The organism is Pseudomonas sp. ASL8 (genome assembly GCF_056680355.1).
Genome location: NZ_CM155278.1, coordinates 3,509,970 through 3,530,408, shown reverse-complemented (window position 1 = coordinate 3,530,408; position 20,439 = coordinate 3,509,970). Strand labels below are relative to the sequence as shown.

General features: G+C 54.3%; 13 protein-coding genes, 2 tRNA genes and 2 rRNA genes. 10 read left to right on the top strand and 7 right to left on the bottom strand.

Going from position 1 to position 20,439, the window contains the following annotated elements; all coding sequences use genetic code 11:
• Positions 1–140 precede the first annotated feature (140 nt).
• The 4 genes from AC1MEA_RS16250 to AC1MEA_RS16235 all read right to left on the bottom strand — a co-directional run bounded on the left by AC1MEA_RS16250 (position 141) and on the right by AC1MEA_RS16235 (position 5,072).
• Positions 141–3,031 (bottom strand): 23S ribosomal RNA (locus AC1MEA_RS16250).
• A gap of 236 nt (positions 3,032–3,267) precedes the next feature.
• Positions 3,268–3,343, bottom strand: a tRNA-Ala gene (locus AC1MEA_RS16245).
• Positions 3,344–3,373: 30 nt separating this feature from the next.
• A tRNA-Ile gene (locus AC1MEA_RS16240) sits at positions 3,374–3,450 on the bottom strand.
• Between the two features lie 83 nt (positions 3,451–3,533).
• A 16S ribosomal RNA gene (locus AC1MEA_RS16235) occupies positions 3,534–5,072 on the bottom strand.
• Together the 16S and 23S rRNA genes with 2 tRNA genes alongside form the textbook arrangement of a ribosomal RNA operon.
• A 684-nt stretch (positions 5,073–5,756) precedes the next feature.
• On the opposite strand from AC1MEA_RS16235, the gene rhtA reads away from it, so the two are divergent.
• The gene (rhtA, locus tag AC1MEA_RS16230; RefSeq protein WP_480416772.1) at positions 5,757–6,644 is read left to right on the top strand and encodes a threonine/homoserine exporter RhtA; all 888 of its coding nucleotides are present in this window, start codon (positions 5,757–5,759) and stop codon (positions 6,642–6,644) included.
• Positions 6,645–6,829: 185 nt separating this feature from the next.
• Positions 6,830–7,108 (top strand): hypothetical protein, encoded by a 279-nt coding sequence (locus tag AC1MEA_RS16225; protein ID WP_480416771.1) that lies wholly within the window; start codon positions 6,830–6,832, stop codon positions 7,106–7,108.
• Positions 7,109–7,111: 3 nt separating this feature from the next.
• On the opposite strand, the gene AC1MEA_RS16220 is transcribed toward AC1MEA_RS16225, so the two are convergent.
• Positions 7,112–7,684 carry a TetR/AcrR family transcriptional regulator gene (locus AC1MEA_RS16220; protein ID WP_480918157.1) on the bottom strand — a complete coding sequence of 191 codons (573 nt, stop codon included), beginning with the start codon at positions 7,682–7,684 and terminating at the stop codon, positions 7,112–7,114.
• 90 nt (positions 7,685–7,774) lie between these two features.
• Here AC1MEA_RS16220 and AC1MEA_RS16215 point away from each other — a divergent pair, with 90 nt between their 5' ends.
• A complete protein-coding gene (locus AC1MEA_RS16215; protein ID WP_449635929.1) occupies positions 7,775–8,515 on the top strand; it encodes an SDR family oxidoreductase in 741 nt (246 codons plus the stop codon).
• Between the two features lie 34 nt (positions 8,516–8,549).
• Positions 8,550–9,158, top strand: coding sequence for a 2-hydroxychromene-2-carboxylate isomerase (locus tag AC1MEA_RS16210; protein ID WP_480416770.1), 609 nt, complete (start codon positions 8,550–8,552; stop codon positions 9,156–9,158).
• A 31-nt stretch (positions 9,159–9,189) separates the two neighbouring features.
• Here the strand turns inward: AC1MEA_RS16210 and AC1MEA_RS16205 are convergent, their stop codons facing one another.
• Positions 9,190–10,998 (bottom strand): aminopeptidase P family protein, encoded by a 1,809-nt coding sequence (locus AC1MEA_RS16205; RefSeq protein WP_480416769.1) that lies wholly within the window; start codon positions 10,996–10,998, stop codon positions 9,190–9,192.
• A 57-nt stretch (positions 10,999–11,055) separates the two neighbouring features.
• Positions 11,056–12,222 (bottom strand): cysteine desulfurase family protein, encoded by a 1,167-nt coding sequence (locus tag AC1MEA_RS16200; RefSeq protein WP_480416768.1) that lies wholly within the window; start codon positions 12,220–12,222, stop codon positions 11,056–11,058.
• A gap of 1,108 nt (positions 12,223–13,330) precedes the next feature.
• Here AC1MEA_RS16200 and AC1MEA_RS16195 point away from each other — a divergent pair.
• Genes AC1MEA_RS16195 through AC1MEA_RS16170 form a run of 6 tightly spaced genes read left to right on the top strand, consistent with a single transcriptional unit; the run spans position 13,331 to position 20,412 of the window.
• Positions 13,331–14,116 carry a hypothetical protein gene (locus AC1MEA_RS16195; RefSeq protein ID WP_219061687.1) on the top strand — a complete coding sequence of 262 codons (786 nt, stop codon included), beginning with the start codon at positions 13,331–13,333 and terminating at the stop codon, positions 14,114–14,116.
• Positions 14,117–14,169: 53 nt separating this feature from the next.
• Positions 14,170–15,291, top strand: coding sequence for a DegT/DnrJ/EryC1/StrS family aminotransferase (locus tag AC1MEA_RS16190; RefSeq protein ID WP_480416767.1), 1,122 nt, complete (start codon positions 14,170–14,172; stop codon positions 15,289–15,291).
• Between the two features lie 5 nt (positions 15,292–15,296).
• On the top strand, positions 15,297–16,811 hold the full coding sequence (locus tag AC1MEA_RS16185; RefSeq protein WP_480416766.1) for a lipopolysaccharide biosynthesis protein: 1,515 nt from the start codon (positions 15,297–15,299) through the stop codon (positions 16,809–16,811).
• A gap of 3 nt (positions 16,812–16,814) precedes the next feature.
• Positions 16,815–17,753, top strand: a complete 939-nt coding sequence (locus AC1MEA_RS16180; RefSeq protein ID WP_480416765.1) for a glycosyltransferase family 2 protein — start codon at positions 16,815–16,817, stop codon at positions 17,751–17,753.
• Positions 17,743–18,195 (top strand): low molecular weight protein-tyrosine-phosphatase, encoded by a 453-nt coding sequence (locus AC1MEA_RS16175; RefSeq protein WP_480416764.1) that lies wholly within the window; start codon positions 17,743–17,745, stop codon positions 18,193–18,195. Before AC1MEA_RS16180 ends, AC1MEA_RS16175 begins: the two co-directional genes overlap by 11 nt.
• Entirely contained in the window at positions 18,196–20,412 is a 2,217-nt protein-coding gene (locus AC1MEA_RS16170) for a polysaccharide biosynthesis tyrosine autokinase (RefSeq protein ID WP_449635922.1), read from the top strand.
• Positions 20,413–20,439 lie beyond the last annotated feature (27 nt).

Sequence of the window (20,439 nt, the reverse complement as noted above, 5' to 3'; positions counted from 1 at the left end):
ATTCGGTAGCCAGACCGTTACTTGCGTAACGTGCCAGCGAATGGGGATGTGATAGATTTGTGGGCTGTTGCCAATTTTCGGTTTGTGTCGTCTTCACACACCGCAATCTGCTCTTTCGACGCAAATTGCTTGGGTGTTATATGGTCAAGCCTCACGGGCAATTAGTATTGGTTAGCTCAACGCCTCACAGCGCTTACACACCCAACCTATCAACGTCGTAGTCTTCGACGGCCCTTCAGGGGACTCAAGGTCCCAGTGAGATCTCATCTTGAGGCTAGTTTCCCGCTTAGATGCTTTCAGCGGTTATCTATTCCGAACGTAGCTACCCGGCAATGCCACTGGCGTGACAACCGGAACACCAGAGGTTCGTCCACTCCGGTCCTCTCGTACTAGGAGCAGCCCCTCTCAAATCTCAAACGTCCACGGCAGATAGGGACCGAACTGTCTCACGACGTTCTAAACCCAGCTCGCGTACCACTTTAAATGGCGAACAGCCATACCCTTGGGACCGGCTTCAGCCCCAGGATGTGATGAGCCGACATCGAGGTGCCAAACACCGCCGTCGATATGAACTCTTGGGCGGTATCAGCCTGTTATCCCCGGAGTACCTTTTATCCGTTGAGCGATGGCCCTTCCATACAGAACCACCGGATCACTAAGACCTACTTTCGTACCTGCTCGACGTGTCTGTCTCGCAGTCAAGCGCGCTTTTGCCTTTATACTCTACGACCGATTTCCGACCGGTCTGAGCGCACCTTCGTACTCCTCCGTTACTCTTTAGGAGGAGACCGCCCCAGTCAAACTACCCACCATACACTGTCCTCGATCCGGATAACGGACCTGAGTTAGAACCTCAAAGTTGCCAGGGTGGTATTTCAAGGTTGGCTCCACGCAGACTGGCGTCCACGCTTCAAAGCCTCCCACCTATCCTACACAAGCAAATTCAAAGTCCAGTGCAAAGCTATAGTAAAGGTTCACGGGGTCTTTCCGTCTAGCCGCGGATACACTGCATCTTCACAGCGATTTCAATTTCACTGAGTCTCGGGTGGAGACAGCGCCGCCATCGTTACGCCATTCGTGCAGGTCGGAACTTACCCGACAAGGAATTTCGCTACCTTAGGACCGTTATAGTTACGGCCGCCGTTTACCGGGGCTTCGATCAAGAGCTTCGCGTTAGCTAACCCCATCAATTAACCTTCCGGCACCGGGCAGGCGTCACACCCTATACGTCCACTTTCGTGTTTGCAGAGTGCTGTGTTTTTAATAAACAGTCGCAGCGGCCTGGTATCTTCGACCGGCATGGGCTTACGCAGTAAATGCTTCACCCTCACCGGCGCACCTTCTCCCGAAGTTACGGTGCCATTTTGCCTAGTTCCTTCACCCGAGTTCTCTCAAGCGCCTTGGTATTCTCTACCCAACCACCTGTGTCGGTTTGGGGTACGGTTCCTGGTTACCTGAAGCTTAGAAGCTTTTCTTGGAAGCATGGCATCAACCACTTCGTGTGCCAAAGCACACTCGTCATCAGCTCTCGGCCTTAGAATCCCGGATTTACCTAAGATTCCAGCCTACCACCTTAAACTTGGACAACCAACGCCAAGCTGGCCTAGCCTTCTCCGTCCCTCCATCGCAATAACCAGAAGTACAGGAATATTAACCTGTTTTCCATCGACTACGCTTTTCAGCCTCGCCTTAGGGACCGACTAACCCTGCGTCGATTAACGTTGCGCAGGAAACCTTGGTCTTTCGGCGTGGGTGTTTTTCACACCCATTATCGTTACTCATGTCAGCATTCGCACTTCTGATACCTCCAGCAAGCTTCTCAACTCACCTTCACAGGCTTACAGAACGCTCCTCTACCGCATCACCTAAGTGATACCCGTAGCTTCGGTGTATGGTTTGAGCCCCGTTACATCTTCCGCGCAGGCCGACTCGACTAGTGAGCTATTACGCTTTCTTTAAAGGGTGGCTGCTTCTAAGCCAACCTCCTAGCTGTCTAAGCCTTCCCACATCGTTTCCCACTTAACCATAACTTTGGGACCTTAGCTGACGGTCTGGGTTGTTTCCCTTTTCACGACGGACGTTAGCACCCGCCGTGTGTCTCCCATGCTCGGCACTTGTAGGTATTCGGAGTTTGCATCGGGTTGGTAAATCGGGATGATCCCCTAGCCGAAACAGTGCTCTACCCCCTACAGTGATACATGAGGCGCTACCTAAATAGCTTTCGAGGAGAACCAGCTATCTCCGAGCTTGATTAGCCTTTCACTCCGATCCACAGGTCATCCGCTAACTTTTCAACGGTAGTCGGTTCGGTCCTCCAGTTAGTGTTACCCAACCTTCAACCTGCCCATGGATAGATCGCCCGGTTTCGGGTCTATTCCCAGCGACTAGACGCCCTATTAAGACTCGCTTTCGCTACGCCTCCCCTATTCGGTTAAGCTCGCCACTGAAAATAAGTCGCTGACCCATTATACAAAAGGTACGCAGTCACCCAACAAAGTGGGCTCCCACTGCTTGTACGCATACGGTTTCAGGATCTATTTCACTCCCCTCTCCGGGGTTCTTTTCGCCTTTCCCTCACGGTACTAGTTCACTATCGGTCAGTCAGTAGTATTTAGCCTTGGAGGATGGTCCCCCCATATTCAGACAAAGTTTCTCGTGCTCCGTCCTACTCGATTTCACTGCAAAGAGATTTTCGCGTACAGGGCTATCACCCACTATGGCCGTCCTTTCCAGAACGTTCCGCTAATCTCAATACAGCTTAAGGGCTGGTCCCCGTTCGCTCGCCACTACTAAGGGAATCTCGGTTGATTTCTTTTCCTCAGGGTACTTAGATGTTTCAGTTCCCCTGGTTCGCTCCATACACCTATGTATTCAGTGTAAGGTAACGGTCTTATGACCGCTGGGTTCCCCCATTCAGACATCTCCGGATCAAAGTCTGTTTGCCGACTCCCCGAAGCTTTTCGCAGGCTACCACGTCTTTCATCGCCTCTGACTGCCAAGGCATCCACCGTATGCGCTTCTTCACTTGACCATATAACCCCAAGCAATCTGGTTATACTATGAAGACGACATTCGCCGAAAATTCGCAATTTAACTCACAAATTTTACCTTAGCCCGTGACACCACCAGTGAAAGTGCTGTCCGGTCTAACTTTCTATCACATACCCAAATTTTTAAAGAACGATCTAATCAAAGACTAGAAATCAACATTCACCATCACATCGATGGAATGCTCATTTCTAAGCTTTACAATACAGAAGCAGTAAGTGGTGGAGCCAAACGGGATCGAACCGTTGACCTCCTGCGTGCAAGGCAGGCGCTCTCCCAGCTGAGCTATGGCCCCGTATCTCTACAGGCGTTTCCCACACAAAATTGGTGGGTCTGGGCAGATTCGAACTGCCGACCTCACCCTTATCAGGGGTGCGCTCTAACCAACTGAGCTACAGACCCAATTTCGGGCTGCTTCTAAATCGTCTTTTTCAATGAATCAAGCAATTCGTGTGGGAACTTATGAAGAAGCTGAGGTCTTCGATTAAGGAGGTGATCCAGCCGCAGGTTCCCCTACGGCTACCTTGTTACGACTTCACCCCAGTCATGAATCACACCGTGGTAACCGTCCTCCCGAAGGTTAGACTAGCTACTTCTGGTGCAACCCACTCCCATGGTGTGACGGGCGGTGTGTACAAGGCCCGGGAACGTATTCACCGCGACATTCTGATTCGCGATTACTAGCGATTCCGACTTCACGCAGTCGAGTTGCAGACTGCGATCCGGACTACGATCGGTTTTCTGGGATTAGCTCCACCTCGCGGCTTGGCGACCCTCTGTACCGACCATTGTAGCACGTGTGTAGCCCAGGCCGTAAGGGCCATGATGACTTGACGTCATCCCCACCTTCCTCCGGTTTGTCACCGGCAGTCTCCTTAGAGTGCCCACCATTACGTGCTGGTAACTAAGGACAAGGGTTGCGCTCGTTACGGGACTTAACCCAACATCTCACGACACGAGCTGACGACAGCCATGCAGCACCTGTCTCAATGCTCCCGAAGGCACTCCGCTATCTCTAGCAGATTCATTGGATGTCAAGGCCTGGTAAGGTTCTTCGCGTTGCTTCGAATTAAACCACATGCTCCACCGCTTGTGCGGGCCCCCGTCAATTCATTTGAGTTTTAACCTTGCGGCCGTACTCCCCAGGCGGTCAACTTAATGCGTTAGCTGCGCCACTAAGAGCTCAAGGCTCCCAACGGCTAGTTGACATCGTTTACGGCGTGGACTACCAGGGTATCTAATCCTGTTTGCTCCCCACGCTTTCGCACCTCAGTGTCAGTATCAGTCCAGGTGGTCGCCTTCGCCACTGGTGTTCCTTCCTATATCTACGCATTTCACCGCTACACAGGAAATTCCACCACCCTCTACCATACTCTAGCTCGACAGTTTTGAATGCAGTTCCCAGGTTGAGCCCGGGGATTTCACATCCAACTTAACGAACCACCTACGCGCGCTTTACGCCCAGTAATTCCGATTAACGCTTGCACCCTCTGTATTACCGCGGCTGCTGGCACAGAGTTAGCCGGTGCTTATTCTGTCGGTAACGTCAAAACACTAACGTATTAGGTTAATGCCCTTCCTCCCAACTTAAAGTGCTTTACAATCCGAAGACCTTCTTCACACACGCGGCATGGCTGGATCAGGCTTTCGCCCATTGTCCAATATTCCCCACTGCTGCCTCCCGTAGGAGTCTGGACCGTGTCTCAGTTCCAGTGTGACTGATCATCCTCTCAGACCAGTTACGGATCGTAGCCTTGGTGAGCCATTACCTCACCAACTAGCTAATCCGACCTAGGCTCATCTGATAGCGCAAGGCCCGAAGGTCCCCTGCTTTCTCCCGTAGGACGTATGCGGTATTAGCGTCCGTTTCCGAACGTTATCCCCCACTACCAGGCAGATTCCTAGGTATTACTCACCCGTCCGCCGCTCGCCACCAGGTACAAGTACCCGTGCTGCCGCTCGACTTGCATGTGTTAGGCCTGCCGCCAGCGTTCAATCTGAGCCATGATCAAACTCTTCAGTTCAAACATCTTTGGGTTTTGACAAAACCCTAAACTTAGCTCAGCAATCGTTGGTTACATCTTTGATTTCTCGCGGAGTAACTTGTGATGCTGATAATCAGTTGACTTCAGTCTTACAACACAAGCACCCACACGAATTGCTTGATTCAATTGTTAAAGAGCGGGTGGTTGAGATCTTTCGTCTCAGCCGAGGCGCGCATTCTACAGCAGCCCCTGTTGCTGTCAAGCGGTTATTTTAACAAGTTTCAAAGTTTCCTTTGCAACTTCAACCACTTGCGCTTCGATCAACTTCACGTCTCTCGTTAGCGGGAGGCGAATTCTACAGCGTTACACGCTGCTGTCAACACCTCTTTCTACCGCTTTCGATCCAGAAGATCAAAACCCCTTCCTCGCCGCTTACTTTGGATAACTCTTTGATTTACAAGGAGTTTTCCGCTTCATCTGCTCCGGAAGAGGTGCGAATTATAGAGAGATTTGACGGGGCGTCAACACCTAATTTCACATACCTGTCACATTGGTAAAACACACCTATATAAGGCTAAGGACTAGCCCCAAGCACACCCTCTCTATATAGCTAGAGCACGCGTCGCTGAGCAATATATTGCTCAGACCATCATTCTTAAGCATCATAGGCTCCGTTATTGAGCTCGCGCCCCCAAACAGATGACCGTGGACGATTAAACCGTAATGACTGATCAACCCCGCAGCCTCGCCTCGACGCTCTTTCCGGTCGGCCTGCTTCTTATAGCAATGGCTTCGATTCAATCTGGCGCATCGCTGGCCAAGAGCATGTTCCCGCTGGTGGGAGCACAAGGCACCACGACCCTGAGGTTAGTTTTTGCCAGCCTGATTCTGTTGCTGGTCCTACGTCCCTGGCGAGCGACGTTGACCGCCAAGTCATTGCGCACCGTCATCATCTACGGGATTGCATTGGGCGGCATGAACTTCCTCTTCTATATGTCCTTACGCACCGTGCCGCTGGGGATCGCCGTCGCGCTTGAGTTCACGGGGCCATTGACCGTGGCGCTTCTGTCTTCGCGTAAAGCAATCGATTTTGTCTGGATCGCTCTGGCCGTCACAGGCTTGCTGCTATTAATACCAACCAAGGAAAGCGGTGCGAATATCGATCTGATCGGGATCGGCTACGCACTCGGCGCGGGAGTCTGCTGGGCGCTGTACATTGTCTCAGGCCAAAAAGCAGGGGCTGACAACGGCATTCAAACCGCGGCGCTGGGCGTATTGATTGCGGCGATATTCATCGCACCTATAGGCATCGTGCACGCAGGCTCGGCATTGCTCAACCCGGCATTACTCACCACTGCGCTTGGTGTGGCCGTGTTGTCGACCGCCCTGCCCTATAGCCTGGAGATGATTGCACTGACGCGACTGCCTGCTCGAACCTTCAGCACCCTGACAAGTATCGAACCCGCGTTTGGAGCGTTGTCCGGATTACTTTTCCTGCATGAAAGCCTGACCCTGATGCAGTGGCTCGCCATTGGCTCAATCATTCTGGCGTCAGTAGGTGCAACACTGACCATGCGCCCGAAATCGCCGACAATGGTACCGGCTGACTGACCCGGCTTTCAAAATAGATACACGATGCCTCTAGCATTTGTAACGTGGTTGAGCCATGTTTAGTCCCGTCGCCGTTATCACCGCTGGAGTTTCATCCCGACCTGGACGTCATCGGCACGATCACGCAGATAAGCGAATTCAGAGCAAGGCGCTGGCATTTATGCATTCGCCAGGTAAGGAAGGGAATGAAACACATACTAATAGTCTTTGCATTGTTGGCGCTCGTTGGCTGCGCGGCAACGGCCAAACCTGTAAAGATTGGCAAACGCGGACTTCATATCAACTGCTCTGGACTCACCTCCTCTTGGGCCAAGTGCTATGAACTCGCAGTCAGCTCATGCGACGCAAAAGGCTATAAGCTCATCGCCAAATCCGGCGACGCCGTGGAAGACCCGGGTGATTATCCTTTCGGCCTCAACCCAGCGGGCTATACCAGCCGCAGCATGATCATCATCTGCAAATAACCTCTACTCACCGGCCTCTTGCGCATCGATTTGGCGGACCAACAAATCGTGGCTGGCATCGAGAACTTGCTGCTGAATCTGAACAGTAGACATCATTCTCGCGACCACCAATGCGCCGATGCATTGCGCCAGCGTAGCCCACGCAAGGCTCTCGCTGTCCAGCGTATGCGCCCACGCCTGTTGCAACTGACATAACCAGCGTTCGGCGTTTAGCCGAACAGCCTGATCAGCCCTGGCAATTTCGGCCCCAAGAGCCGGTAACGCACATCCTTTCTGCGGATTCTCTACGTGCGTCATGCTCAGGTACTGCTTCAGGCACCGCTTCAGCTTTAGGCGATCCTGATCTCCCTCCGCACTCAAACGCCGCAAACTGTTGCTCAACTCCCGCTCGACGATAGCGCCGAACAATTCATCTTTTGAAGAAAAGTGGCTATAGAACGCCCCCCCTGAAAGCCCAATCGCCTTCATAAGGCCATCAACGCCGATCGTCGAAAAACCCTGTTCCTTGGCCATGACCCCGCTGCTTTCCATCAGCTTTTCGCGGGTCTGCTCTTTGTGAATCACTGAATAGCGCACATACACCTCTGGATAACTGCCTTCTTGACGCAAGCCAAAGCGTAGCATAACGTTCGTTTGGTAAACGATCGTTTAGCTAAGGATCAAGCCATGACAGATGACTCAAACAAGAAGAAAGTCGTATTGGTAATCGGCGCAGGGGATGCAACGGGTGGCGCTATCGCCAAGCGGTTTGCGCGTGAAGGCTATATCGCCTGTGTTACTCGGCGCAGTGCTGACAAGCTGCAGCCACTCGTGGACGCGATCAACGCCGAAGGGGGTCAAGCTCACGGCTTTGCCTCGGACGCTCGCAAGGAAGAGGATGTCATCGCCTTGGTGGAGGACATCGAAACCAGGATAGGTCCGATTGAGGCCTTCGTCTTCAACATCGGCGCAAACGTCCCTTGCAGCATTCTTGAAGAAACTGCGCGCAAATATTTCAAGATTTGGGAAATGGCGTGTTTCTCCGGCTTTCTAAATGGCCGGGAAGTCGCCAAGCGCATGGTGAAACGCCAGCGCGGCACGATTCTGTTCACCGGGGCCACAGCAGGCTTGCGTGGCGCATCCGGCTTTGCCGCTTTCGCCGGAGCCAAGCATGGTATTCGCGCGCTAGCTCAAAGCATGGCGCGTGAATTGGGACCGCTGAATGTTCACGTAGCCCACGTGGTGGTGGACGGCGCCATCGATACCGACTTCATACGGACTCAATTCCCGGATCGTTACGCCCTTAAAGATGAGGATGGCATCCTCAACCCGGAACACATCGCCGATAACTACTGGTTTTTGCACAGCCAGCCGCGCGACGCCTGGACGTTCGAGCTGGACCTACGACCATGGAGCGAACGCTGGTAAGGGCGTCTCACAATAACAACAAGGAATATCAAACATGAGCAAGACGGTAGAGTTCTTCTTCGACGTCGGCAGCCCCTCCAGCTACCTGGCCTACACCCAACTCGGCAATATCTGCACGGAAACAGGAAGCCAACTGATTTACAGGCCGATGCTGCTCGGAGCCGTGTTCAAGACCACTGGCAATGCCTCGCCTATCAGCGTCCCGGCCAAGGCTCTCTATACCCTTCGAGACATGGACCGCTTCGCCAAACGCTATGGTGTACCGCTGCGTTTCAATCCGCACTTCCCAATCAATACGCTAAACCTTATGCGCGCTGCTACAGGTGTGCAGTTGCGCCAACCGGAGCGCTTTATCGCTTACCTCGATTGCATCTTCAAGGCGCTGTGGATCGACGGCCTAAATCTCAACGACCCAGCGATAGTGGCTTCGGCTCTAAAAGACGGCGGCTTCGACCCTGAGCTGATAGCCGAATGGATTAATGATCCGCAGGTCAAGGATCAGCTCAAAGCCACCACCGAACTCGCCGTGCAACGCGGCGTGTTCGGTGCGCCCTCCATGTTCATCGGCGATGAGCTGTTCTTTGGCCAGGATCGTCTGGATTTCGTTCGTGAAGCCCTGAGTAGCCACACCCTGTCGACATGAGCAAACGGGGCATGGACAAAGCGCAATCCGCCTAAATCGCGGCCGTGCACGCGCGCATCCATTCCAGCGCAGGCCCTTGTAACAGTGGACTGAGGCGCTCGTTGACCTGAGCGTGATAGGCGTTGAGCCAGTCACGCTCGTCTTGGGCCAGCAAGGAAACCTCAAGACAACGAGAATCAATAGGGCACAGGGTCAGGGTTTCGAATTTGAGAAACTCACCAAATTCGGTTTTCCCGGCATCAACAGCGAGCACCAGGTTTTCAATGCGCACCCCCCAGCGACCAGGACGGTACGTGCCGGGTTCAATAGAGGTGATCATGCCTGGCAGCATCGCCGTTTGCGGCGCTGCAACGGCTTGATAGGCAATAACTTGTGGTCCTTCATGCACATTGAGGAAATACCCGACACCATGCCCGGTGCCGTGACCATAGTCGACGCCCTCAGCCCAGATTGGCGCTCGAGCGATAGCATCCAGCAACGGTGAAGCGATCCCGCGCGGGAAATGTGCACGCGACAGCGCGATCACGCCCTTGAGTACACGCGTGCAATCCCGTTTTTGCTCGGCGCTGGGCGTTCCGATGGGCACCATCCGCGTGATGTCCGTAGTGCCACCCAGGTATTGACCGCCCGAATCGATCAGCAGCAGGCCATCACCTTCAATCTGCGCGTGCTCGCGCTCGGTGGCGCGATAATGCGGCATGGCCCCATTGGCATTAAAGCCCGCAATGGTCGCAAAACTTGGTGAGACATAGCCCGGACGACGGGCCCGAGCCTGACCTAAATGGAGATCAACGGACAACTCACTGACCGGCTCCCTTCCCTGTGTCGCTTCCAGCCAGGCAAAGAACTCACACAGTGCAGCACCGTCCTGCTCCATGGCCTGACGGATGTGTTGCGCATCGGCATCGCTTTTTTGCGACTTGAACAGCGTTGTCGGGTTGAGCCCTTCAACCAGTGTCACCTCAGCTTTAAGGTGGTCCAGCAAGCCACAGGTGACACGCGCCGGGTCAATCAGTAATCGGGCATCGGCCGGGACATCACGCAGCGCCGAGGCAACTTTGGTGTATTCGACGAGTGTGATGCCCTCCCCCTCCAGTGCTTGGCGCAGCTCGGCATCAACTTTGACGGAGTCGACAAACAGGCTGATCCGTTGAGGGCCAATCAAGGCAAAAGACATAAACACAGGATTGTAGGAAACATCAGCACCGCGCAGGTTGAACAGCCAGGCGATGTCATCCAGAGTCGCTATGAAATGCCAATCCGCACCGCGCTCTTGCAACGCCTGACGCAGTTTGGCCAGTTTGTCACCTCGACTCACGGTCGCCTGAGGTGGTAAATGCTGATAAATGGCATTGGTCGGCAACCCGGGACGGTCCAGCCATAGCTCTGTGAGCAGATCAAAATCCGTGCGCAAACTAGCGCCGCGCTCATATAACCTGGCGGCGAGCGTACGTGCCGAAGCAACCGCCAGCACAGCGCCATCCACTGCGACAACGCTGTTGCTCGTGGCCTTTTCAGCCAGCCAATCCAGCGGACCGGGCTGGCCCGACATCAACTTCACCAACTCGATGCCACTGCCCGCCAGCTCTTTAGTGGCTTGCTCCCAATAACGGCTGTCGGCCCACAAACCCGCAAAACTCTGGGTAATGATCAAGGTACCGACCGAGCCATGGAAGCCCGAAAGCCACTGCCGGCCCTGCCAATAGCCCGGCAGGTATTCAGAAAGGTGCGGATCCGCCGACGGCACCAGGTAAGCATCGATACGCTCCCGGCTCATCAGGGCGCGTACTTGCGCCAAACGTTCGGCGACCACTCCGTTGGTTTTCGACTGCGTACTCATTGATTCTCCCGCTGAACCGGTAATTGGCATGTTCCGGTTCAGATAATGGAGCAGCACTCACGACTGAGCAACCGCCCAGAAGGCAGGCTGGGTCAATGAGGCCTTGATCAACCGCACGGCATGGTCAACATCGTCCTCCGTGGTGAAGCGCCCGAGGCTCAAGCGAATGGTCTGGCGCGCAGACTGCTCATTGTGACCAAGGGCAAGAAGCACATGCGACGGTGCATTTTTTGCCGAGTTACAGGCTGAAGTGGAAGAAAAGGCCAAGTCACTGCTCAGTGCATCCAGATTCAGATCGCCCTTGCCAAAGGTCAGGCTGAGGGTGTGCGCGACCCGCTGGGTCGGGCTGCCATTGACGCGCAAGCCTGGGATCTCGGCCAGTTGCTGCCGCAAGCGCAAGTGCAGACGCTCGATCTGAGCGGTCTCATGTTCAAACACTTCGGCAGCCAACGCGAAAGCAGCACCCATGCCCGCAATCTGATGGGTGGCCAGTGTGCCCGAACGCAGCCCCCCTTCGTGCCCGCCACCATGAATCTGGGCCTGCAAGCGCCGGTCGGCACGCGGCCCGACATAGAGCGCACCAATACCTTTGGGGCCGTAGACCTTATGCGCGGAGAACGACATCAGATCAACCGCCAGCGCGGCCAGATCAATGCGTACTTTGCCGGCACCTTGAGCGGCATCGACATGGAACAGCGCGCCGTGCTCACGGACACGTTGGCCTATGGCTGCAATATCGTTGAGCGTGCCCAACTCGTTATTGACCAACATCAGCGACACCAGAAAGGTGTCATCACGAAGCGCGGCGCTGACGGCTGCAGGATCGATCAAACCCTCGGCATCCGGTGCCAGGTAAGTCACCTCATAACCAGCCGCTTGCAATTGCTGCGCTGTATCGAGAATCGCCTTGTGCTCAAGCTGGCTGGTAATGATATGCCCGCCCCGCTGCACTCGAGCCTGTGCAACGCCCTTGAGCGCCAGATTGTTCGACTCGGTCGCACCGGACGTCCAGACTATTTGCGTGGCCTTTGCGCCGACAAGATCGGCAATCTGTTGACGGGCCTGTTCGACAGCTTGCCGAGCCTGTTCACCGTATAGATGGGAGCTGGATGCAGGATTACCAAAATTCCCGGATCGGCCCAGACACTCGACCATGACCTTAATGACACGCTCATCCACAGGTGTGGTAGCGGCGTAATCGAAATACAGAGGAAGACTTTTCATAGACTGATAACTCTAAGGCGCGCACCCCAGAACGCTGGAGTGTTTGCGTGATGTCGAAGCGTCGAGAGCTTGATAGTGCCTGATTTTAAATAGATCAAAAAATTATTAATTATTATTTATATATTCCAAAATAGAATATAGAAAATAGGCCTGACCCCAAGCACGCTTATTCCCCCTGATCCAGACTCATCTTGCCTGTCGGCTCAAGGTGATCAGCGTTGCGAACGATACTCGTCTCCCCTCAAATAGCCCCACTGGAAATAAGGGCTATTCCAATATAGCTGGCAGTCGAGTGCTGAACCGCCGCACTCAACTGATAAAAAGTGAGTCCCCTCTGCGGACGCCAGGAATCGACGCGCTCAACTTTCAACAACCACGTGCAGCGAAAACACTCAACACAATAGTGATAACAGCGACAATGCATTCATTCGGGTAGTCAGTGTCCTTTAATAAAAGCCAACTACACTCACTGCGGGCCGGTGATTACTTGCCCAAACTTCACCGTGATTAATTGCATTATTCCCGCCTTTTTTACGCGTCTAAAAAACGTCGCCGCACCTAAGCGGTGCACGCGATGTTTTTTTGACTCTTAATAAAATCAATAACTTACAATCGCTACAAAACCGTTTATCAAAAATTTAACAGATTTTTGACGAAATAATTTGACAGGAAGGACGCCGCCGTCGATATATATGCCTGTCAGACGATTCGTTGCCACTGCAGCCCTGTCAAAGAACAGAGCGCGCAACGCGTCAAGCCAACATGCTTTACAGCTCTGCCCACACGAAATTAGTTTTAGGCACGGTGCAGTTTCTTGCGCCTGTGGGAGTCCGTTGACTAATTGAACACTTGTTTTTTTACTGAGCGTGCTCGGTCGGGCGGTAGCATTGCCTGAAGGTTTACTTCGGCCGTTTACCTAAGTTGCAGCGTGAACGTTTAAACATTGTTATTCAGTCACCCCGCTGCGCCGGGATCAGCAGATTCGGGCGGTAGCGTGTTTAAACGATGGGGTGTGAAGGTGTTCGTTTGTAATGCGTGCCCTTCAGCAATGGCGCCTGGACCTGATGGCCGTCCAGTTCCCTTACTTACCTATAAAGAGCCTGAAGCGATGCCTTTATCTTTTGACATTGATGAGCAGCAAGTAAAAAAGCTGGCCAATGAGATTGATACCCATGGCTTTGCCCAGCTGAGAGGTGTAGTCAGCGAAGCCGATCTCCAACAGCTGCGCACCTACACCGACCTCCACGCGGACCTCCATCCCGGCGAGTATTTTGCCTATCACGGCGAACAGGCATTGGCTGGCAGCCTGTTGGTGAATATCTGGGCCGACCCCCGATTCAAGGCATTGCTGGCCAGGTTGTATCGCGAAGCCGCAAACAAACAGGCGATCAGTGACAAGATTTTTCCGGTCCTTCGCTGTGTACAAGGAAACGAGGGGCAACGAGAGTCCAATTGCTTTCATTACGACGCCAGTCTGGTGACTGCACTGGTTCCCATCTTTATTCCGCAAGACGGTGAAGAGCGCGGAGATTTAGTTCTGTTTCCCAACTTACGCACCGTGCGCTCGAGCGTGGTCTTCAATGTTATCGAAAAGGCACTGTTGCAAAATCGTTTCAGTCGCAAGCTGATGTGCCTGGCAATGCAGCGCGGCTGGTTCAAGCCCACTACATTGCAGTTGGAGCCGGGAAGTATCTATTTCTTCTGGGGTTATCGCTCGTTGCATGCAAACCGCACTGTCGGCCCCGACCTGAAACGTGCGACCGCCATCTTTCATTACGGCGACCCTCATGCGGGCAGCCTTGCCACACGAATCATTCTTAAAATCAACCAACGTCGAGCCCGGTTGGTCAGCCGCAAAACAGGCAGTCAGCCACCCACCTCAACGCTCGGTTAGTCCCGTACTTCACTGTTCGATATCACTGTTCAGCGTCAGACATGGAGGCTTCGATGATCAACGTGACCAAGACCTACCTCGGCGACATCAACAAGTTTAAAACCTACGTAGAAGGCATCTACGCACGGGGCTGGCTAACCAATCATGGTCCCTTGGTGTGCGAGTTGCAGGAGCGCCTCAAAGCGTTTTTGGGTGTTAAACATGTGCTGCTAACCAATAATGGCACGCTTGCCCTGCAGGTCGCTTATCGCGCACTGGGTCTGAGCGGCAGCGCTGTGACTACACCGTTCAGCTTTGTAGCGACCAGCAGTTCGTTGCAATGGGAAGGTATTCGGCCGATTTTCGCCGACATTGACCCGCGCACCTGGAACATCTCCCCCGACCATATCGAAAGCAGGATCGTTTCCGATACCACCGCGATCGTGGGTACGCATGTGTTCGGCAACCCTTGTGCGGTCGAGCGCATCGAGCAAATTGCGCGTAAACACCAGCTAAAAACCGTCTATGACGGTGCCCATGCATTCGGTGTTCGTCATGCGGGTCAGTCGGTGCTCAAGTGGGGCGACATCAGCACACTGAGTTTTCATGCGACCAAGTTGTTTCATACCATTGAGGGCGGAGCGATCATCACCAACGATGACGAACTGGCCCGGCGCGTGTACCTGCTGTGCAACTTCGGCATCGCCGACACCGACAAAATCGATGGCCTCGGGATCAACGCCAAACTCAACGAGTTTTCGGCGGCCATGGGCCTGTGCATTCTCGACGACATCGACAGCATCTTCGAGCAGCGTGCTGAAATCGCTCATCGCTATCAGTCTCGGCTGGGCGATTACGTGGACTTTCAACAAGCCACACCCGATAGCGAACTCAACAACAGCTACTTCCCCATCGGCCTGCACGGTGAACAACAGCTATTACGGGTGCGGACAGCCCTTAACAATAAAGGCATCAACCCTCGACGTTATTTCTACCCGTCTCTGGACACCCTCGAATACCTGCAGCCCCAAGCCGCCCAGAGCGCTTCGCGGGCGTTGAGCCAGCGCGTACTTTGCCTGCCGATCTATCCGGGGCTGGCACACGATGACCAAGACAAGATCATCGACACCCTTATCGCTGAATGCAGTCTTGGCCCAATCAGCTTTAAAGATACGGCCTTCGCTCAGGTTATCTAAACGCCATGCCGAGAAAACTTTCCGTCATCAGAAACACCACCTTGAGCTATGCCGGACAGGCCTACGCGCTGCTGGTTGGCATTCTGATAATGCCGTTCTATCTCGGCCATCTAGGGGCCGAAGCGTATGGCCTGATCGGTTTCTTTTCCGTCATGCAGGCATGGTTGCAGTTACTCGATGCAGGGATGTCCCCCAGCCTGGTTCGTGCTGTCGCCCATCAGCAGAGCTTGCCAGCCGGCGAGCGAAACGCGGGGCACTTACTGCGCTCGTTCGAAATTATCTTCGTGCCACTGGCAGTACTGTGCTGCGTGGTGATTTACGCGGCCAGCCCATGGATTGCGGTGAAATGGCTCAACGCTCAGGTTCTGGATCACCAAACCCTAATCAGCTGTATCAGCATGATGGGGCTGATCATCGCGTTGCGCCTGTATTCGACGCTTTACAAAAGCGGCATACAAGGTTTGGAACAACACGCCTGGTTGAACATTGCCAATGTGATCATTGCCACCCTGCGCTATTTCGGCGGGTTGCTACTGGTCAGTTCAATCTCGAACGATCCTCGGGACTTTTTCGAATTCCAGGTGCTGGTGGGACTGATCGAAGCCTTGATCTTCGCCGCCCGGGCCTACCAGCAAATGCCAACCCCGCATCTGTTGAGTGGCTTCAACTGGGCACTGGTCAAGCCGATCATTCCGTTTGCCGCCAGCATGTCCCTGACGACCGTGTTGTGGATCGTCTTGACGCAGATAGACAAGGTGTTGCTCTCGGAAATGCTGTTGCTCAAAGAGTACGGTTATTTCTCTCTGGTAGCGCTGATCACCACCGGCATCCTGATGTTGGCCAACCCACTGGCGCAAACGCTATTACCGCGCTTGACTGTACTGATGGCAGAAGGCCGTCAGGATGATATGCATGCTCTGTTTCTATCCGCCAACCGCTTCGTGTGCACCTTTCTGTTTCCACTGGCTGCGGTGATCGGGGTGCACGCCGAACCGCTGATTTACGCCTGGACCGGTGACCACGTTGCTGCCCAATGGAGCCATTCGATACTCCTCTGGTACTCGTTGGGCAGCGCGATCATGGCCGCCAGTGCCTTTCAGTTTTACCTGCAATACGCCCACGGAAGGATGGAGTTGCATGTCTGGTACAGCGTGGTGTCAGCCATAGTGACGGTGCCGGTGATGCTCCTGGCCATCCACTATCAAGGAGCGTACGGCGCGGCCTTGGCCTGGTTCGCTCTGCGTCTGGTGTCTTTTCTGATCTGGCCACCGATCGTGCACAACCGATTGGCGCCGCGCATTAATGGCCGATGGCTACACGATATTTTGCGTATCAGCCTGATGACCGCCATTGGGATTGTCATCAGCGAACCGCTGTTTCGCATGATTGCCGGCGATGACCGCATCACGACGTTCATGGGCCTGGCGGTGTGCGGTCTGGTGACCCTGACGCTGGTGGCGGCAAGCTATAAGCCACTGGCCGTGAAGATTTTCATTTTGTTCAGCAAACCGAGTACTTGAGCCATGGATGCCACCTCGCAAAATGCCACCACAGAGCCGCGCGCTCCCGAGCCACTGCTGAGCATCGTCTGCCCCGCCTACAATCAGGAGGGGTTTATCGCCCAGACGCTCGAGAGCTTTCTGGCACAACAGACGAATTTTCCTTTCGAAATCCTGATCAACGACGACGCGTCCACCGATGGCACTGCGCGCGTCATCGCCGAGTATGCCGAACGCTATCCAGGAATCATCAGGCCGTTTTATCAGGACGTTAACCAGTACCAGCAAGGCAACCCCTGTGTCCCCGCGCTGTTCAAGGAAGCGCGTGGACGCTACATCGCTTATTGCGAGGCCGACGACTACTGGACCGACCCACGCAAACTTCAAATCCAGGTGGACTTCCTCGAAAGTCATCCGGATTACTCACTGACCTATCACGACGCCATGTCCTTCGACAGCGAGGGTGAACGGGGCATCCAGTTACAGGGCGAGTTGCGTCGCGACGCCAGCGCCATCGAACTGCAAAAGGCCCGACCGATTTCAACGCTGACCGTGTGCTTTCGTAATGTTTTTTTCGAACTGCCGCCGGAGTTGCTCCTCGCGCCACTCAACGACCTGTGCTGGTGGTCGCTGCTCGGCGCATTTGGCAAAGGTAAATTTCTCGCCGAGATCAAGCCTGCCATGTACCGCCTGCATCCGGGTGGGGTTTTCTCCATGCGATCGCACAAGCGGAAATTACACATGAGCCTGCAGACGTGCACCAGCCTGGCCAACTACTACAACCGTATTGGTAACCAGGAGCTGTACGAATACTTCCTGATCCAGGTGTTTGGTTTGTCGCTGTCGGCAATAAGGCCGCTGAACAAACTACATGCATTGCTGCTGGTGGCCCGTAACGTCAGCGTCAATCTCAATAAACGTCTGTGGCTGATCCTATCGGGCAGCAAAGGTCATGTTCAGTAACCTGTTAGTGATCTGCGTCGGCAATATCTGCCGCAGCCCGATGGCTGAGGCGATGTTCCGCCAACGCGTGCGGGCACCCGGTGTGCAGATTTCATCGGCCGGGATTCACGCAATGCTTTGCGCACCGATGGACCCGCTGGCCCGCGAAGTCCTGAAGACTCATCAAGTGCCTGCTCACCACCATGAGGCGCGTCAGGTCGACCGACAGATGTTGCGCGAGGCCGAGCTGATTCTGCTGATGGAACAGACGCAGATGCAGAGCATTTTGAAACTGGCTCCAGAAGCGCGCGGCAAAGTGTTTTTGATTGGCAAATGGCAACACGAGCTGGAAATAGCCGACCCCTACCGGCGCCCGAAACTAGCCTTCGAACAGACCTTCGAGCACCTTTCGCGTTGTGTCGATGACTGGCTCCCTTACCTACAGTCAGGAGTAACAAGATAAATGACCGCTATGAACCGCTCTTCCCTGGACTATTACCAGGACACCCGGATCGATTTGGCAACTATCTTGCGCACATTGTTTGATCACAAGGGTCTGATCGCCTCGATCGTCAGCTTTTTTTTCCTGATCGGCGTGGCCTACGCCCTGCTCGCGACACCGGCCTATCAAGCCGCTGCGATGATTCAAATCGAGCCTAAAAAAATCGGCATCGAGGCGACTACCGAAGTCAGCGGCAAGCCAATGTCAGTCTCTCAGGCCACTACCGAGATAGAGTTGATCAAGTCGCGGGCCGTGCTCGGCCGCGTGGTCGAAGACCTCAAGCTCAACATTATCCAGAAGCCACGGTACTTCCCTGTGTTCGGCGCATACATGGCCCGAACTTACAAACCGCTAACCGAAGGCAGCTTCGCTGAACCCTTGTTCGGCCTGAAGAACTACGCCTGGGGAGGCGAACAAATCAGCGTCTTCCAGCTGGAAGTTCCTGACGCACTGCTCGGCGAACCAATGACACTGGTGGCCGACGGAGCAGACGCGTTCTCGCTGTATGACAAAAAAAGTAAACTGCTGCTCAAGGGTCAGACCAATCAGACCGTCGAAGGCAATGGCGTAAAAATCCAGGTGGCCACGCTCAAGGCTCGCCCCGGCACTGAGTTCAAGCTGACCAAAGAGCGCACGCTGACCAGCGCGCTGGAGTATCAGGGCCGCCTGACCATCAATGAAGCTGGCAAGGATTCAGGGATTATTTACCTGTCCATTCAGGACACCAACCCCACCCAGGCCAAGGTTATTCTCGATGAGGTCAGCCGCCTGTACGTGCGCCAGAACGTTGAACGCAGCTCTGCCGAAGCCGCGCAGCGCCTGGAGTTTCTGCGTTCGCAACTGCCGCTGGTACGTAAGCAGCTTGAACAATCAGAGCAAGCCCTGAACGCGTTCCAGGCCAGCGCAAAATCGGTGGACCTGAGCATCGAAACCAAATCGGTGCTCGACCAAGTAGTCAACCTCGACTCCATGCTCTCCGAACTGAAACTCAAAAGGGTCGAGGTTGAACGGCTGTACACCCGCGAACACCCTACCTACCGCGCGCTGATGACTCAGATGGGCCAACTTGAAGCACAGAAACAAGGCTTGTTGAAAAAAATCCAGGCATTGCCTGTCACCCAGCAAGAATTACTGCGCCTGACCCGCGACATGCAAGTCACCACTCAGACCTATACCTTGCTGCTGAACAAGAGTCAGGAACAGGACATCCTTCGCGCTGGCAGCATCGGTAACGTACGCATCATCGACAATGCTGACGTCAACGTCGAAGAGCCGGTCAGGCCCATGCGTAAACTGATCGTGGTGATCGCAACCTTAGTTGGCGCACTGGCGGCAGTCATCGTGGTATTCCTGCGCCAAGCGTTCTATCGCGGCGTGGACAACCCGGAAATCATCGAAAACCTGGGCATGCCAGTCTATGCCTCGCTGCCGTACTCGCGAAAACAAGAGCGCCTGGAAAAACAGAACCAGAGCCGTTCCGCGGGCAAGGAGTCGAAGTTGCTGAGCGTCTCCGAACCCTCCGAGTTGGCCGTGGAGTCGCTGCGCAGTCTGCGCACCAGTCTGCACTTCGCGATGCTCGAAGCACGTAACAATGTATTGATGATTTCCAGCCCGTCACCCGGTTCGGGCAAGTCGTTCGTGTCCAGCAACCTGGCGGTGATCATTGCCCAGACGGGTAAGCGTGTACTGCTGATCGACGCTGATATGCGCAAGGGCTATCTGCACAAGGTATTCGGCCTGCACCCTAAACACGGTCTGTCCGACACACTGGCCGCCCGCCTGACAAGCCGCGAAGTGATCAACGCCACCGAAGTGCCGAATCTGGACTTCATCTCCTGTGGTTTTGCTGCACCCAATCCGTCGGAGTTGTTGATGCACGACAACTTCAACAAGCTACTCACCGACCTGGCGCCGCTCTATGACCTGGTGATCATCGATACGCCACCGATCCTCGCCGTGACCGATGCCACGCTGGTCGGACGCCAGGCGGGCACCTGTTTACTGGTCACTCGTTTCGGCCTGAGCACTGTCAAGGAAATCGAAGCCTGCAAACGCCGTCTGGGCCAAAACGGTGTGGTCATCAAAGGCGCTATTTTCAATGGCGTGTTACGCAAGGCATCAAACAATGCCTATGACTGCTCAGCCTATGGGTATGACTACAGTCCCGCTCGAAAGTGAACGCACGGATATGACTTATCAAGGAGA